The sequence below is a fragment of the Clostridium sp. HCS.1 genome (assembly GCF_047900555.1).
Classification (GTDB): domain Bacteria; phylum Bacillota; class Clostridia; order Clostridiales; family Clostridiaceae; genus Clostridium.
The window spans coordinates 143,599-160,263 of the sequence record NZ_CP170704.1 but is presented as its reverse complement, the minus strand read 5'-3'; the positions used below and the strand labels follow the sequence as shown (position 1 = coordinate 160,263).

Sequence of the window (16,665 nt, the reverse complement as noted above, 5' to 3'; positions counted from 1 at the left end):
CTTTTGACAAAAACATAATTATTTTTACTAAACTATATCAGTATTGATAACTTAAAATTATATCAGTATTGATATGGTTGTTAGTTATGATATAATTAAAATATGAAGATTATATTTTTATTAGGAGGATTTTATGCAAAAAATAGCATTAATAGTTGATAGCGCATGTGACTTATCTCTGGAAACAATTAAAGAGAAAAATATTAATTTACTTCCACTTAGAGTTTCTTACTCTCATGGAGAATATAAGGATAAAGTAGAGATATCTGCAGATGAAATATACAGAAACTTAGATAAAGAGGTTCCTAAAACTTCTCTTCCTAGCGCAGAAGATTTAGAAGAAATACTTGTTTCACTAGAAAAGGATGGATATACTCATGTTATTGCTGTAACTATATCTAGTGGCTTATCTGGAACTTTTAATTCAATAAGATTAGCATTAGAAGATCATCCTAAATTAATATCTTACGTTTTTGATACAAAAATTTTAGCTATGCCTGAAGGAATAGTTGCAATGGAAGTAGCTGATTTAATTAATTCTGGCAAAACTTTTGAAGAAATAGTGTCTGCTATTCCAACAATAAGAAAAAATATTACTGGATATTTCACTGTTAGTACATTAGAATACTTAAAAAAGGGCGGACGTATTGGAAGAGTAGCTGGAACTATAGGTGATATGTTAAACTTAAAACCTATTGTAACTGTTGATGAAAATGGAATTTACTATACAGTTTGTAAAGCTAGAGGTAGGAAGCAATCTATGACTAAACTTACTGGTATATTAAAAGATTCACTTGCTCAAGGGCCTTGTAAAGTTTGGGTGCTTCATGCTGGTGTTTTAGAGGAAGCTAAAATGTTCCTAGAGACATTAAAAGATTTAAATAATATAGTAAGTATTGATATTTCACAAATCAGTCCTGCTTTAGGAGTACATGGAGGCCCTGGTTTACTAGGTCTAGCAATTCAAAGGGTAGATTAATATGAAAGACTTTAATCTTCATTTAAGTAGCATAGAAGATATAAAAGAGGAAGAAAAAAGGCTTCAGCAAGAGTATCAAGAAAAACTTGCTGAGCTAAAAAAAATTCAAAAAGAAAAGGAATCTGTTGGGCAAGTATTTACAAAAGGTTTATTACCTATTTATGTTTTTCATATACTTAGCATTGGCCCATCAAATGGAAATGATATAGCTACAAAAATAGGCGAAAGAACAAATGGTCTTTGGGTACCAAGTACTGGTGGAATATATCCATTATTAAAGAAACTTGAAAAGGAAGAATATATTGTTGGAGAATGGGATGATCCTAAGAAAAAATTTCAAAAGATTTATTCCTTAACACCTAAGGGATCCAAGGAATATGAAATAAGAAAAAAACTTTTAAAACAAAAAATTGAAGAATCCTTAAGGGTTTTTAAAATAATTTATAAGGATTTATATAAGTAAGTATTACTTGTATAAAATATTTATATTACGAGAATAATAACACTATTAAATTTATAGGTGGTGTTATTTTTTGAAAGGTAGAGTAATTGATTATAATTTCTTTGAGGCTTTTGTTGAATTAGAAGATGATACTATAATTAAAGTTCCTTTAAATCAAGTATCAAACTATTTAAATATAGGGGATACAATTAATATTGACTCAAATATTAGTAGTAATTCTCCAAGTAACAGACCTAAAATAATTCAAGACAAGTTAGTAGATTTCTTTTAAAAATTCTTAAAAAATAATAAAAAGATGCTTGGTTAAGCATCTTTTTATTCTGATACGCTAATTGCACTTACTGGGCAACTTGCCTCTGCATCCTTAGCTTCATCTTCATTCTCACTAGGAACATCAGGATTTTTAGCAACAGCCTTTCCGTCATCATCCATTTCAAATACAGCTTCACATATTGATGGACATAATCCACATCCAATACATGTATCCTTATCTACATGAGCTTTCATGATTTTCCCTTCTTTCATAAATACTTCAGTATTATTGTTCCCATGAGTTTTAATTTTATGTGTATTAATATAAGCCTTCAAAAATTAAAGAATATAAATCATTGTTATTTACATATTCTTCTGCATTACCTTCTTCTAGAGCTTCTGTTAAGTCAACATTAATAGGTAATTCTCCAATTAGTGGTACTCCTAAGTACTCTGCATGCTCATCTGCTGACTTTTTACTAAATACCTTTATCTTAGTATCACAGCCTGGGCAATTTATATAAGACATATTTTCTACAACACCTCTTATATCTAATTTCATTTGCTTAGCCATTTCTATAACCTTTTTAACTATCATAGACACCATATCTTGTGGTGTTGATACTATTAAAAGTTCCTTAATAGGGAAACTTTGCATAACAGTTAAAGTTATATCTGAAGTACCAGGTGGCATATCAATTAATAAGTAATCTAATTCTCCCCAAACAGTATCTGTATATAATTGAGTTAAAACGCTACTTACCATAGGTCCCCTCCATACTACAGGATCTTCTTCCTTAGGTATTAATAGGTTCATAGATAGAACTTTTACTCCACCCTTTGAATCTACTGGATAATATTTAAAGTTGTTTTCATCTATTGGTTCTATACGAGCTCTTTTATTGTTTATCCCAAAAAATCTAGGCATAGATGGACCTGTAATATCTGCATCTAATACCCCTACCTTATAACCTTTTTTTCTTAATGTACTAGCAAGTATTCCTGTAACTGTAGATTTACCTACTCCACCCTTACCACTTATAACTCCTATAACATTTTTTATCATGCCATATTTAGGCTTTAATTTTGGTGGTTTTTGTTCAAAGTTTAAAACCTTCTTTGGCTTTCCTTGATCTGACATAATAACACCTCCTACCAATTTTTTTCTACATCTTTAGGAAGTTCCTCTTCCTCATAGACATTAATATTCCATTCTTTATATTGATTTGTTCCAACTACATAATAGTAATATTCAGTATTTCCTTTTTTGTCTTCTACTGTTATATTACTTTTATATTCAGTTGTGCTATGCCCTCTATTTTTTATCCTTACTATAACGTCAAAATCACTTGAAGTATTCTCTATAAGCCCAATATTAGGTGCTGTTTTTTTAGCCTTTTGTAAAAAGTTTTCTATATCAGTAGAGAATATATATTTTAAACAATCTACATCATCTCTAATATCTATTCCAACTTTTCTATCTTTATAGTCTAAAGTCTCACTTAAAGTATTAATAACATCCAAAATTGGTTCATAATATATGTATTCAAAATCTCTTGGTTTTCTTATTATTGATAAATTTTGAAGAATTCCTTCATCAAGCCTTTTTGAAACAGTAAAACTAGTTTCATCATTATAGAAGTTTCCTTCATATGCTCCAACTACGTAATTATACTGCTTTACCTCATCCCCAACTTTAATTTCAAATATGTAATCTGGTTGTAAGTCTGATTTTGTCTCACTAATCTTAGCTTTAGATAGAAGATTATACATATTTTCTATAGCTTTTTCATCTGTTACAAGAAATTTAAAGGATTTGTCTCTAACACTTTGAATACTTATCTGATCTACTTGTGCAGCATTGTCAAAATAATTATTCTTATTTTTAAAACCACTTTTTATATTATCTACAACTCCACATGATGATAAATTAATTGATAATATAACCATTATTGCAGTTATTAAATATTTCGTTGTTTTCTTCAATAACATCCTTCCCCTCTATATAAAGGTTATCCCTACAATTCATTATAATTAATTAGGAGAAGTATTTACTTCTCCTAACTATAACTAAATTATAATACTTTAACTCTTTAATAGCAAATCTTATTGGGTCTTTATATAAAACTCTTGGCTATATATTCAAAAACCACTTTTACACTTTTTTTCTCTTTACCTTCCCTATAAGAAAATTTAATTATAAGAACTTTTCCCTCTGAGTAATCTCTAATATAGTAATTACTAATATCTTTTCCATTACTTTCAGCTATAAACCTCCAATTATAAAGGTCTTTAATATTTTTATTGATAACTATATCTCCTTTTATATTATTATAAATAGTATCTATATCACTATTTACAATGGATATACTTCCATATATATCTTCCTTATTATTGAAGGTAGCAATGGTATCATCTTTTTTATTCTTTAGCTCATCTATATCCCATCCACTTGGCAATGAAAAACTATATTTTCCCTCTCTCAACATATTCTTGTTAAAACTCTCGATATTATTATTTGATATTGCAATTTCTTCTATATTCTTTATGAATAAGTTTTTCATTAATACTATAACTACCATTAGAACTACCATTAGGATGATGGTGTAGACTTTTTTATTCATTTAATATACTCATTAGGATATATAAGTACATTTTATTTGTACCTACTTCATAGGTACAACAACTGTTGAATTTTTAAAATCATAGAACATTAACCAACATCCCATTCCATCTCTAGATTCATCAGAAACCCATGTTACAAATCCAGTCTTTCCTTCATATGGTTGTTCATCCTTATTCTTTTCTCCAGGAATTCCATATACAATATATCTTAAATTGCCTTCTTCATCGCATTTATATCCAAGCATAAAATGTTTATGCTTTCTTATATAAGGATAATAATTTAGCATTGGGTAATATGCTACTGCATATCTATTGTAGTTAGACATGTTACACATTTCATGCAAATCATTAACAGGCACCTTATACCACTTACAGAATTTAATTTCATCATATTTATTTCGACAGTTTTCAAATCCACTAGCTATACTTTCAAAATATTCACCAACACTACCTCTAATTTTAAACTCACTATTTTCTTCTTCTAATTTTTCCTCATATTCATCGAATTTATTTTTTAAATATCCTCTATTTAAATCTTCAATTCCATATAAGCTTCCATCTAAGTTTCTATCAAAAGGATTTTGGCTATAATCAGGTTTTGTAAATGGATTATTTTCATCATCTACTTCCTCAGTTACGTCTTCACTACTTCTAGTATCTTCCTCATCAATTTCTATCTTTTCTCTAACAACCTCTTCTTCAGATACTACTTCTGTTTCTTCAATTATTTCATCTTCTATATCTTCTTCATTTCTAACATCTTCTATCTTTAATTCTACTTCTTTTTCTACTTCTACTTGTACTTCTTCTACTCTTTCAACTTCTATTTTTTCTTCTATTTTTTCTTCTATTTTTTCTTCTAAAGTATCTATAGAGTCAATTTCTTCTTCTACTCTATGTTTGTTTTTCTTCTTTTTCTCTTCTTTCTTGATATATTCCATTTTATTCTTGGTCTTATTATGGCTACAATCTACCATTTTATAATTTTTCCAACTATCATTTGGTTGTTCACCATTAATAAAACCACACATAACTATTATTGGAATACCATTTTTCTCTTTTCCTATGGCAGCTCCTGAAATCTTGTCATAAGATATACCAAGCCCTGCTATATTATCTAATGGATATTCTTTAGTTATTTCTGCCTTACCACCATCTGATACTGATATTTTACCTAAATTCAATATTTTCTTCGTATCCTTCTTATTGCATATAGCTAAAATACAATATTCTTCTTCATCCCTTCTTAGATTTTGAGCATAGAAGGAAATTTTGCAAGAATCTCCTTTAGCCTCTATCTTTGAATATCCTGATAAGGTTTTGTCGTTTGAATTAGAGTAGCCTCTTTCATCCTCTTGTAAAATAATGAAATTTCTATACAACTTATTTAATTGTGACAAACCTTTAGAACCTCCATTTTACATTAATTCAATACATTATATGCTACTCATATCTAAATATGTTAAAAATAAAACTCGTGAGATTTTTGTATTTTACTCCAAATTTCTCACGAGTTGATTAATTATTTTAATTTAAGGTATTTATTAATTTTATCAGATAATATAGCAAATTCATCTATAGTTAGGGTTTCTCCCCTTCTCTTTGGATCAATATCAGCTTCTTTAAAGGCTACTTCTAAATTTTCTTTAGATAAACCAACATTTTTAACCCCATTCCATAGAGTTTTTCTTCTCATATTAAATGAACTTCTTATTATCTCAAAAAATAACTTTTCATTTTCCACTTTTACCTTAGGTTCTTCTAATCTATCTAATCTAATTACAATAGAATCAACCTTAGGTCTAGGCATAAAGCATTGTGGAGGTACTTTTCTTACTATTCTAGTATTACAATAATACTGAACCAATAAAGATAATGAACCATAATCTTTATTTCCTGGTTCTGCATTCATTCTTTCAGCAACTTCCTTTTGAATCATTATAGTTAATGATTTGAAATTATAATTTTCTTTTAATAACTTAACTATAATTGGAGTTGTTACGTAGTAAGGTAAATTAGCCACTAACTTTACGCTTTTTTCTTCTCCAATAATTTCATTAAAGTCAACCTTTAAAGCATCTTTATGTATTAATGTGAATTTAGGATTATCTCCTATTTCTTGAGTTAATATAGGAATTAAATCATTATCTAATTCTATAGCAACAACTTTTTTTGCTTTATTTAATAATTGAGCTGTTAAAGTACCAACACCAGGTCCTATTTCTATAACTAAGTCATTTTCATCTACTTCTGCACCTGAAACTATATCTCTTGGTACTGAATCATCTACTAAGAAATTCTGACCTAGACTCTTTGAAAATTTAAAGTTATACTTCTTCACTAATTCAGCAGTTTTTACATCTTTAATATCCACTACTTAACCACTCCTAGACTTTTTTCTATTTTTTCTATAGCCGTAATAAATTCTTCTTTGCTTATAGCATACTTGTTTAATCTAATTAACATTTGATTAGCATTTCCATATCCAATTCCAAGTTCTTTTCCTAGCATTAGTCTTCTCTTTTTAGAATTAATATCTCCTGTTAATTTAAAATAAAACATATCCTCTGAAGTAAATATTTCTTCAATTATCTCTTCTGATGCCTTTGCCCTATTTAATGCTTCAATTATTACTTCTGGGGATGCATTTTCAACTCCAATATCATCCCCTTTAATTCCGTCCTCTTGAGCAATATAGGCATGTTTTATTCCCTTAACTCTTTTTGATATTATGTTTCTTATTTTTTCTCCTGCAAAATCTGGATCAGTTAATACTATTACACCTTTTCTTTTTTGAGCTTCCCTTATTCTATCTATAACTTTAGCATTAATTCCAAAGCCTCCTACAGCAATAACTTCTGCATCTACAGCTTGTTTAACTGCTGTAATATCATCTCTGCCCTCAACTACAATAACTTCCTTTATCAAAATATTAACTTCCTTTCTCCAATATACCTACCTAATAATTTATCCTTATATATCTATTATGTCAAACTATATTAAAAAAAATAAAAAGATGCCCTTTAAGAGCATCCATTTATTCTACCATTCTCCTGGATAAGCTAAAATATAAACAGGAACATTATATTTTCTTCCCCAGCTGTTAATTGCTTCTTCATTAGAATTAACATATACATCAATAATATTACCTTTTATAGCTCCGCCAGTGTCTGCCGCTATTGCTTTACCATATCCCTCTACATATACTAATGATCCTAATGGGATAACTCTTGGATCTACTGCTATAGTACTAATTCCATTTGGATCTCTTACAGGTACAGTTCCTGTTGCTGTAACCCCGCCACCACTATAAGCTGTAGATTCTACATATAAAACGCTCTTATAATCTAATAGTTGCCCATCTCTACTTGCGAATGTTCTTCTTGTTCCTTGAGCAACAATCTTATTCACTGGTTCTGCTACTACTTTTGAGCTTTTAACAGTTTTTGAAAATTCTTTTCCGTTTTTATATATAACTTCATAAAGAACTTCCTTTTCTCCTGCCGCTCCTTCTTGCTTAACTTGTTCAAGGCCAGTATCTAGATTCGAATCCTCTTCTACAACAACATCAAAATTAATAGCTTCTGAAGCTAGATGTTTTTTAATTTCAATTTTAACTAAATTGATTTGTAAATCAGACGTAATCTCAGTATCTAATGCAGGGCTGATTTCATCTACTCCCTGATTAAATTCAATGCCTTGTTCTTTAAGTTCTTCTTTTTCTACCTCTAGCATATCTTCAATAGTATCTTCTGCTGTATCTATTTTAGTTTTTTTATCACCAACAGTTAATTCTACTGAAACAGCTCTTTTAATAGATATTGTATCTCCTTCAGATACATTACCATTTAAAGCTGGTTGAACTTTGTCCTTAGGATTAATTATAACCCCTTGTGAATCCAACACATCTTTAACAGTCCCTTTATATGTGACAAATGTTTCTTCTTTGCCGTCTATCTTCATCGTTATAGTCTTTCTCATATTTACGAACGTCACTGATATAATTACTAATGTAAGTAAAAACCCTATCAGTATTTTTGCCTTTGGACCGTTAGAAAAGTTATTTTTCAGGTATTTCTTAATATTTTCTACCATCTCTACTTCCTCCCTTTGGCAAGAGCGTCTTTTGAATTATAATTGAATCCAGCGCTTTTGTCAAACTTGACCTCCTGCATAACAAAACTGTACTTAAAAAATGCAACACTGTGCATACTTAAATATAAATTATAAAATAATAGCAATTTTACAGTTGTTTATCAAAAGTAGATTTTAGTAATAGTTCTTCTTTAGTTAAAGGTTGCGTTGTAAAAATATAGTAACATCTTTTAATTTTACTTTATAAATCTTTTCCTATCAACCTCTTAAAATTCTCATTTACAGTTAAATTAACCTCTTTAGGGTCTAATCCCCTAATTTGAGCAATTTGTTCTATTATATAAGCTATATAATCTGATTTGTTCCTTTTTCCTCTATTTGGCACAGGTGCCATATATGGTGCATCTGTTTCTACTAGTATCTTTTCCATAGGAATTTTACTTACTACATCAACAACCTTCTTAGCATTTTTGAAAGTAACAACTCCACCAATTCCTATGTAATAACCAAGTTTTATACATTCCATTGCAAATTCAACACTCCCTGAAAAGCAATGAAGTATTCCCTTTACATTTGGGAATTCTTTAAGTATGTCTAGTGTATCTCCATGGGCATCTCTATCATGAATTACAACTGGTAAGTTTAACTTCTCTGCCAATTTCATTTGTCTTCTAAAGACTTCCTTTTGGACTTCCCTAGAAGGGTTTTCTTCCCAATAGTAGTCTAAGCCAATTTCTCCTATAGCAAGTATCTTTTCATTTTTATTTATTAAGCTTATTATTTCATTTTCTACATCATCATTAAATTCATCAGCATTTTCTGGATGAATTCCTAATGCTCCATAAATAAAATCATTATCTATAGTTAACTTATATGTTTTATCTATGCTTTCATAACTTGATGCACAATTTAATATTAGTGCAACTCCATTTGATTTAATTTCTCTTAAAATATCTTCTCTATCTTCATCAAAGGAGTTATCGTCATAATGGGCATGTGTATCATATATTATATACTTATTTTCCATTTTTTATACCTCCAATTTTTTTATTATATTTATCATTATAGTACAAAATTAAAAATAATAAACATAAATCCTTTAAAACACTATATAAACTTAAATTCATATTACTAATATAATATATGTTTTTACACTAAAGAAAAAACTCCTTACGGAGTTTTTAATCTTAAATTTATAATTATCATAGGTATTTTAATACTATTTATTACTTTCTTCCAGCATGTCCAATATTATTGGCATGGTCACCTATTCTTTCTAAATTACTTATTAAATCTAAGAAGGCAACACTAGAGGCTGCTGAACAGCTCCTATCATGCAATCTTTTTATATTATTTTCTCTAAGTGTCTTTTCTAATCTATCTATTTCTTCTTCTACCATTTCCAGTTCTTTTGGTGCACTCATATTTCTATTATTATAACTCTTTATTGAAATATCTATAGCTTCAATAGTCTTATCAAATATTAACTTGAGTTCCTCTTTTGCTAGTTCTCCAAGATGAATACCCTTACTCATTTTCTCAATAGCTAAATCTGCAATGTTTTCTGCATGATCACCTATTCTTTCAATATCATTTATAACATGGTATGTTGAACTAAACATCTTAATATCTTCTTCTGGTAAATCTAATTGAGATAATTCCACTAAGTAATCTGTTATATCTTTCTCTAAAGCATTTATAATCTTTTCATTTTTATATACCTTTTCGGCAGCTTCTTCACTATTTTCAGTAAATGCTTTCATTGATAAAATTACATTCTTCTTAGCCTTTTCAGCCATTCTTAATGTTTCCTTGAACACTTGTCCATTTGCTACAACTGGAGTATCTAAAAGCTTTTTATCTAAATATATAGCCCCTTCTTTTTCTATTTCTCCATCACCAGGAAGTATTAAATTTACTAACTTAACTAAATATCCAGAAAGAGGTAGTAAAATAACCGTTACTGTTAAATTAAATATTGTATGAGCATTAGCTACTTGTCTTGCTACACTTGTATCTGTTCCTTGTATAAAATTTATAAATGGGTCTATAAATGGTAAGAAAATTATAGCTCCTAGTGTATTAAAAAATAAGTGAACTAGTGCTGTTTTCTTTGCAGTTCTATTTGCTCCTAAAGAAGCCAGTATTGCAGTAACGCATGTTCCAATATTACATCCTAATATTACTGGAAATGCTAGATTCATATCTATAGAACCTGTAGTGGCTAAAGCTACCAATATGCCTGTAGTAGCTGATGAACTTTGAACAACGGCTGTCATTCCAAGCCCTGCAAGTAGTCCTAATATTTTATTATCTGCAACTACAATTACGAATTCTCTAAACCAACTTGCTTCAGAAATAGGTTGCATTGCAGTAGACATAGCTCCCATGCCTAAGAAAAGTATACCAAATCCTAAGGCTATACCTGCTAAATCTCTAACTCTTTTCTTTTTTGCCACAAGTAATATTATGGCACCTACACCAACAAATATTGGGGCGATTGCATCTAAATCAAAGGATACCATTTGAGCTGTTATTGTAGTTCCTATATTTGCTCCCATTATTACCCCAACTGCTTGGGCTAATGTCATTAATCCAGCGCTTACAAAACTAACTACCATAACTGTAGTTGCACTTGAGCTTTGAATTATTGCTGTAACTGCTGCACCAACTAAAACTCCTATGTATTTATTGCTTGTTAATCTTTCTAGTATAGATTTTAGTCTTTCCCCTGCTGAATTTTCTAATCCATCTCCCATTAGCTTCATTCCATATAGGAACATACCTAATCCACCAATAAGACCTGTAAAAATAGAAAAACTATTCATTAATATTCTCCTTGCTAAATTAATACTTTCTGTTAATTTAAAATTAACATTTTGTTAACAAACTTAATATACAACGATTACTTTAAAATGTAAATATTAATTCTATGTTAAATTTTCTTAACATAAATCTTATTCATATTTTATTTATTTTTTTGTCACAATACTGTCATAATAATGATATATCATAGTACTTGTAAAGTAGTTAAAGCATTATTATTTACCCCTAAAACCATCTAATGGTCCCTAGATTAAATTATTCCCCAAAATTATTTAATCTAGGGTTTCATTTTTTTAATATCTTTTTTCTTTTAATCTATTTAGTTCTTCCGTAGCTTTCTTTTTATCTATCTTACTAAATAAATTCTCTATATTTCTAACTTTTCCTTCTTTTTTCTCTATATAACTCCATATAGGTGCATCTAAACTTAAAGCAGTTCTAACCTTTTCACAGGTCCTAGGCATAAATGGATCTAATAAATTTGATAAATTTATTATAAATTGTAATGCTTCATAAATTTTTATCTCTCCAGCTTCGTATGCCTTACTGACTTTCTTAACCATTGATATAATTTCTAAAAGAGAAGCTTTAAACTTACCTTCTTCAATATAATCACCTATGTCAAAATATAAATTTAGAATTTCATCTTTAAATTTTTTAGATATAACCCCCTTTGGAATAGTAGATTTATGCTTATTTTCAATATCATTTAGAACCTTATTAATAAATCCTCCAAGATTATTTACTAAATCTCTATTTACAACATTTATAAAATCTCTCCAAGTAAAATCAGTATCCTTTGTTTCTGGAGAATTAAGAGCTAAATAATATCTAAATTCATCTGCATCATAATTTTCCACAATATAATCTACCCATATTGCCCAATTCTTAACTGATGAAAAATTCTTTCCTTCTAATTTCAAATACTCACTAGATATAACTCGTAAATTAGGATTTTTTACACCAAGACCAGCTAAAATAGCTGGAAATATTACTGTGTGGAAGGGAATGTTATCTTTTCCATGAATAAAGTAAACTCTAGAATCTTCACCTTCCCAGTATTCTCTCCACTCTTCATCTCTACCTTCTAGTGCCTTCATACTAGCTGTCAAATATCCCATAACCGCTTCTATCCACACGAATATCTTTTTATCTTCATATCCTGATATTGGAACATCTACTCCCCAGTTAAAATCTCTTGTTACAGCCTTATCTCTTAAACCTTCATCCAAATATCTATTTACTATTTTTTGTGCATTTTCTCTCCATCCCTTTTGCCTAATCAAAAGCCTTCTAACATCATTTTCAAAGCTTGATAAAGAGAAAAATAAATGCTTTGTTCTCTTTTCAATAGTTTCACTACCACAAAGCTTACACCTTTTATCTAATAAATCTTCACTGTCTATTATTTCATAACAATTTTCACATTGATCTTCAGATACTATCTCCCCACAATAAGGACATTTTCCCTCTACATATCTGTCAGATAAAAACTCATTGCAATTTTCACAATAAGTTTGCTCAATTTTCTTTTCATATATATAACCCTTATTATATAAATCAAGAATAAATTCTTTAACCTTTTCCTGATGATATTCTGAATGTGTTTTTTCAAATACATCAAAAGAAAATCCAAGACTTTTAAAACATCTTATAAATTCATCATGATATTTAACAGTTGCCTCTAAAGGAGTAATTCCTTCCTCCTTAGCCTTCATAGTTACAGGAGTACCATGACAGTCTGTCCCAGATATGAATATTACTTCATCTCCCATAAGCCTATGGTATCTTGCAATAATATCCCCAGGCAGTAATACCGCTATTCTTCCTAGATGCAAAGGTCCATTAGCATAAGGCCATGCATTTCCAACTATTATATTCATAAAAAACCCCCTTTTCTATAACTGGAAAAATGAAAGAGTGAAAAAATGAAAGATTAGTAAGAAACTCAGCTTTACGCTGAGTTTCTTATATAACACTTTAAAAATTTAAATATATTTAAATTTTTAATTCTTTAATTTTTTCATTATTTCATTTCTTAATTTTTTCATTTTTTAATTATCTAACTGTGCTTCCTGTAGGTAATTCTCCTGGATTCACTACTTTTAGTAAGCTATCATCATCTGTTGATGCTGCTAGTATCATACCTTGTGATAACTCGCCTCTTAGTGTCACTGGTTTTAGGTTTGCTACTAATACTACGTATTTACCAACTAGTTCTTCTGGTTTGTAGTATTGTGCTATTCCTGACACCACTTGTCTTTGCTCTCCATTTAAATCTACAGTTAATTTTAGTAATTTCTTAGCTTTCTTTATTGGTTCGCAAGCTAATACTTTTACTACTCTTAAATCTATTTTTTCAAAGTCTTCTATTGTTATTTCTTCTTTAATTGGAGTTATCTCTCTCTTTTCTTCTTTTTTATTAGCAGCTAATTGTGCTTCTCTTAAGGCTTCTAATTCTGCTAACTTTTTATCTACATCTATTCTTGGGAATAGTGATTCTCCTTTTTGAACCTTAGTTCCAACTACTGTTCCATCAAAGCTACTTAATGATTCAAAAGTGATATTGCTTGCATTTATTTGCTCATTTATCTTCTTACTTGTTTCTGGTAAGAAGGCAGATAATAATACTGAAGCAAATCTTAAACTTTCAACTAAGTTATATAAAACTGTTCCAAGTCTTTCTTTCTTTTCTTCGTCTTTTGCTAATATCCATGGTGTAGTTTCATCTATATATTTATTAGCTCTTCCTATTAAATCAAATATATATTCTAAAGCTTCTGGTATTCTTAAATGATCTATTGCATTATTTACTTTCTTAGGAGTTTCTAAAGCTAAGTTAATTAATTCATCATCAATAGATTCTTTAACATTATTGTTTGGAATCACTCCATTAAAGTACTTTTCTATCATAGCTACAGTTCTAGATAATAAGTTTCCTAAGTCATTACAAAGATCAGAATTTATCTTCTTTATAAATATTTCATTGTTGAATAATCCATCTGCTCCAAATGGGATTTCTCTTAATAGATAGTATCTAACTGCGTCTACGCCAAAGTTTTCAACTAAAGTTACTGGATCAACTACATTTCCTTTAGATTTAGACATCTTGCCACCATCAACAAGTAACCATCCATGTCCGAATACTTGCTTTGGAAGCGGTAAATCTAAAGCCATTAACATAATTGGCCAATAAATAGTATGGAATCTTAATATGTCCTTACCAATTAAGTGAACATCTGCTGGCCAGTATTTTTCATAAAGTTCCTTATTATCACTACCATATCCTAAAGCTGTTATATAGTTTGAAAGGGCATCTATCCAAACATAAACAACATGACCTTCATCAAAGGTAACTGGAACTCCCCAGTTAAAGCTTGTTCTTGAAACACAAAGGTCTTGTAAACCTGGTTTTAAGAAGTTATTAACCATTTCATTTTTTCTTGATTCTGGTTGAATAAAATCTGGATGAGCCTCAATATACTCCATTAATCTATCAGCATAATTACTCATCTTAAAGAAATAAGCTTCTTCCTTTGATTTCTCTACTGGTCTTCCACAGTCTGGACAATTTCCATTAACTAATTGAGTTTCTGTCCAGAAAGATTCACATGGAGTACAATATAATCCTTCATAAGAAGATTTATATATATCACCCTTATCATAAAGTTTTTTGAATATATCTTGAACAGCTTTAATATGATAATCATCAGTAGTTCTTATAAATTTATCATAGCTAATATTCATCATCTTCCATAAATCTTTAATTCCTGCTACTATTTCATCCACATGCTCTTTAGGTGTTATTCCCTTTTCTTCAGCAATTCTTTGTATCTTTTGCCCATGCTCGTCTGTTCCTGTTAAAAACATTACATCATATCCTGTTAATCTCTTATATCTAGCTAAAGCATCAGCAGCTACAGTTGTATAAGTATTACCAATATGAAGTTTAGTTGATGGATAATAAATTGGTGTTGTAATATAATATGTTTTCTTACACATACTATTTCCTCCCTATAATCGTTCTTTTCTTTAATAAAAAAGCCCCTATATAGGTATATTAAAACCTATATAGAGACGTATTATACGTGTTACCACTCTAATTCATATTTATTTTACAATAAATATCTCAACAGGTGATCTTAGTATCACCTTGCAATATAACGGTTGCCACCGTATTCCCCTAGCTAATTAGTTCAGAGAATATGCTCCAAGACCATCTTCATAAAGCTTTATGTCGCTAGCTTTCACCTATCCTAGCTCTCTTTAGACACTCCTTCTTTACTACTCTTCTTTTCATAGCATTTCAGTTATTGCTATTACTATGATATTCTATATTAATTTCAGTGTCAATTACTTTTAAAGTATCATTTATCACTAAATTTCTTTTTTATAAGCCTATCTAACATCATTCTAGATAATATAACCATAAACAAACTAAATAATAATATAAATGTAAAAGCATTTTCTCCAAATATAAATAATAATATAGCATTAACTATAAATAATAATGTTCCTATTGAGCCAAAGATTTTTGCTGCCAGCTTATTAGAATACTCCCATGAAATCTTGTCCTTTATCGTATATTGATTTTTATATCCAAATTTCATTTCCTGGTACTTTGTTGAATTTGATTCATATAATCCCCCTATAATAAATAAACCCAATGGTATCAATTCTCCTATTAATAAGTAAATCCAAAGTTCCATAATACACCTCTCTCTATTAGTAATTATACATAATTTATCATATTATTATAATATTATCCTAATTATTTTTATTATGGCAATATAATTCAAGCTAGTTTTCATATTATTAATAAAATACTATAAAATAGCACTCTATATTTTATATGGTATAATTAATAAAAAAAAGATTGGAGTTGATAATGTGGAAAGGTTGGACTTGCCTCATATAGGTTCTAGAAATATTAAAACTGCTCTATCTGTTTTAATATGCCTTATATTCTGGCCAAATTCTCTTTTTGCAGCAATCGCAGCTGTAATCTGTGTTCAAAGTACAGTGGAAAACTCACTAAAAATAGGTTTTAATAGACTTATAGGAACTTTAATTGGTGGTTCCTTATCACTGATACTTTTATATATTATTAATGGAAATCACCTTCAGAGGTTCTTACCTATAATAGTTGCTGCAGGAGTTTCATTAGATATTTATATTTGCAATTTAATAAGAAAACCTTCAGCAAGTTCTATTTCATCAATTACATTAATGGCAATATTAATTATCCAGAGTTCTAATGATCCTTTAATGTATGCTGTTCATAGAACTGTTGAAACTGCCTTTGGAGTAATAGTTGCAATTTTAATTAATAAGTATATTCATCCTCCAAAAGAGAAGAATAATGTTAATGAGAATGACTAAAGATATAATAATTAAAATAGAATAACTAAAGATAAGGAGATAT

Annotated in this window: 17 protein-coding genes and 1 other annotated feature; of the genes, 4 read left to right on the top strand and 13 right to left on the bottom strand. The window is 29.2% G+C overall.

The genetic code is table 11. The features are described from left to right. Positions 1-133: 133 nt before the first annotated feature. The 3 genes from ACFYH6_RS00745 (at position 134) to ACFYH6_RS00735 (ending at position 1,713) form a co-directional block, all read left to right on the top strand. Positions 134-979 carry a DegV family protein gene (locus ACFYH6_RS00745; RefSeq protein ID WP_416179795.1) on the top strand — a complete coding sequence of 282 codons (846 nt, stop codon included), beginning with the start codon at positions 134-136 and terminating at the stop codon, positions 977-979. 1 nt (position 980) lies between these two features. Next, on the top strand, positions 981-1,442 hold the full coding sequence (locus ACFYH6_RS00740; RefSeq protein WP_316341860.1) for a PadR family transcriptional regulator: 462 nt from the start codon (positions 981-983) through the stop codon (positions 1,440-1,442). Positions 1,443-1,512: 70 nt separating this feature from the next. Continuing rightward, the gene (locus ACFYH6_RS00735; RefSeq protein WP_316341859.1) at positions 1,513-1,713 is read left to right on the top strand and encodes a hypothetical protein; all 201 of its coding nucleotides are present in this window, start codon (positions 1,513-1,515) and stop codon (positions 1,711-1,713) included. Between the two features lie 44 nt (positions 1,714-1,757). On the opposite strand, the gene ACFYH6_RS00730 is transcribed toward ACFYH6_RS00735, so the two are convergent. From ACFYH6_RS00730 to ACFYH6_RS00670, 13 genes are all read right to left on the bottom strand, one after another. Then, entirely contained in the window at positions 1,758-1,949 is a 192-nt protein-coding gene (locus ACFYH6_RS00730; RefSeq protein ID WP_316341858.1) for a ferredoxin, read from the bottom strand. 64 nt (positions 1,950-2,013) lie between these two features. After that, entirely contained in the window at positions 2,014-2,835 is an 822-nt protein-coding gene (locus tag ACFYH6_RS00725) for an Mrp/NBP35 family ATP-binding protein (RefSeq protein WP_416179794.1), read from the bottom strand. Positions 2,836-2,846: 11 nt separating this feature from the next. Then, entirely contained in the window at positions 2,847-3,686 is an 840-nt protein-coding gene (locus tag ACFYH6_RS00720; protein WP_416179793.1) for a hypothetical protein, read from the bottom strand. Between the two features lie 125 nt (positions 3,687-3,811). Then, a complete protein-coding gene (locus ACFYH6_RS00715) occupies positions 3,812-4,318 on the bottom strand; it encodes a hypothetical protein (protein ID WP_416179792.1) in 507 nt (168 codons plus the stop codon). Positions 4,319-4,360: 42 nt separating this feature from the next. Next, a complete protein-coding gene (locus ACFYH6_RS00710; protein WP_416179791.1) occupies positions 4,361-5,719 on the bottom strand; it encodes a hypothetical protein in 1,359 nt (452 codons plus the stop codon). 122 nt (positions 5,720-5,841) lie between these two features. Further along, positions 5,842-6,693, bottom strand: a complete 852-nt coding sequence (gene rsmA / locus ACFYH6_RS00705; protein ID WP_316341854.1) for a 16S rRNA (adenine(1518)-N(6)/adenine(1519)-N(6))-dimethyltransferase RsmA — start codon at positions 6,691-6,693, stop codon at positions 5,842-5,844. Beyond that, positions 6,693-7,247: a ribonuclease M5 gene (gene rnmV, locus ACFYH6_RS00700; RefSeq protein ID WP_316341853.1), complete on the bottom strand. Its 555-nt coding sequence runs from the start codon at positions 7,245-7,247 to the stop codon at positions 6,693-6,695. Before rnmV ends, rsmA begins: the two co-directional genes overlap by 1 nt. Positions 7,248-7,361: 114 nt before the next feature. After that, positions 7,362-8,414 (bottom strand): 3D domain-containing protein, encoded by a 1,053-nt coding sequence (locus ACFYH6_RS00695; protein ID WP_416179790.1) that lies wholly within the window; start codon positions 8,412-8,414, stop codon positions 7,362-7,364. Positions 8,415-8,655: 241 nt separating this feature from the next. Next, complete coding sequence (locus tag ACFYH6_RS00690) at positions 8,656-9,441, bottom strand: TatD family hydrolase (protein WP_416179789.1); 786 nt, start codon at positions 9,439-9,441, stop codon at positions 8,656-8,658. A 199-nt stretch (positions 9,442-9,640) separates the two neighbouring features. After that, a complete protein-coding gene (locus ACFYH6_RS00685) occupies positions 9,641-11,242 on the bottom strand; it encodes a Na/Pi cotransporter family protein (RefSeq protein WP_416179788.1) in 1,602 nt (533 codons plus the stop codon). A 291-nt stretch (positions 11,243-11,533) separates the two neighbouring features. Further along, positions 11,534-13,123, bottom strand: a complete 1,590-nt coding sequence (gene metG, locus ACFYH6_RS00680; RefSeq protein ID WP_416179787.1) for a methionine--tRNA ligase — start codon at positions 13,121-13,123, stop codon at positions 11,534-11,536. A gap of 175 nt (positions 13,124-13,298) precedes the next feature. Then, positions 13,299-15,242 (bottom strand): methionine--tRNA ligase, encoded by a 1,944-nt coding sequence (gene metG, locus ACFYH6_RS00675; RefSeq protein ID WP_416179786.1) that lies wholly within the window; start codon positions 15,240-15,242, stop codon positions 13,299-13,301. Positions 15,243-15,310: 68 nt separating this feature from the next. After that, positions 15,311-15,549, bottom strand: a binding site (T-box leader). A 58-nt stretch (positions 15,550-15,607) separates the two neighbouring features. Then, positions 15,608-15,949 carry an SdpI family protein gene (locus tag ACFYH6_RS00670; RefSeq protein ID WP_316341847.1) on the bottom strand — a complete coding sequence of 114 codons (342 nt, stop codon included), beginning with the start codon at positions 15,947-15,949 and terminating at the stop codon, positions 15,608-15,610. Between the two features lie 181 nt (positions 15,950-16,130). Between ACFYH6_RS00670 and ACFYH6_RS00665 the strand changes: the two genes are divergently transcribed. Next, a complete protein-coding gene (locus ACFYH6_RS00665) occupies positions 16,131-16,622 on the top strand; it encodes an FUSC family protein (protein WP_416179785.1) in 492 nt (163 codons plus the stop codon). The last annotated feature ends 43 nt before the right edge of the window (positions 16,623-16,665 follow it).

Coding starts and splice junctions, on each gene's coding strand:
- metG (WP_416179786.1), bottom strand. CDS start 15,242: ATGTGTAAGAAAACATATTATATTACAACACCAATTTATTATCCATCA.
- ACFYH6_RS00690 (WP_416179789.1), bottom strand. CDS start 9,441: ATGGAAAATAAGTATATAATATATGATACACATGCCCATTATGACGAT.
- ACFYH6_RS00745 (WP_416179795.1), top strand. CDS start 134: ATGCAAAAAATAGCATTAATAGTTGATAGCGCATGTGACTTATCTCTG.
- ACFYH6_RS00670 (WP_316341847.1), bottom strand. CDS start 15,949: ATGGAACTTTGGATTTACTTATTAATAGGAGAATTGATACCATTGGGT.
- ACFYH6_RS00685 (WP_416179788.1), bottom strand. CDS start 11,242: ATGAATAGTTTTTCTATTTTTACAGGTCTTATTGGTGGATTAGGTATG.
- metG (WP_416179787.1), bottom strand. CDS start 13,123: ATGAATATAATAGTTGGAAATGCATGGCCTTATGCTAATGGACCTTTG.
- ACFYH6_RS00730 (WP_316341858.1), bottom strand. CDS start 1,949: ATGAAAGCTCATGTAGATAAGGATACATGTATTGGATGTGGATTATGT.
- ACFYH6_RS00695 (WP_416179790.1), bottom strand. CDS start 8,414: ATGGTAGAAAATATTAAGAAATACCTGAAAAATAACTTTTCTAACGGT.
- ACFYH6_RS00740 (WP_316341860.1), top strand. CDS start 981: ATGAAAGACTTTAATCTTCATTTAAGTAGCATAGAAGATATAAAAGAG.
- ACFYH6_RS00715 (WP_416179792.1), bottom strand. CDS start 4,318: ATGAATAAAAAAGTCTACACCATCATCCTAATGGTAGTTCTAATGGTA.
- ACFYH6_RS00720 (WP_416179793.1), bottom strand. CDS start 3,686: ATGTTATTGAAGAAAACAACGAAATATTTAATAACTGCAATAATGGTT.
- ACFYH6_RS00725 (WP_416179794.1), bottom strand. CDS start 2,835: ATGTCAGATCAAGGAAAGCCAAAGAAGGTTTTAAACTTTGAACAAAAA.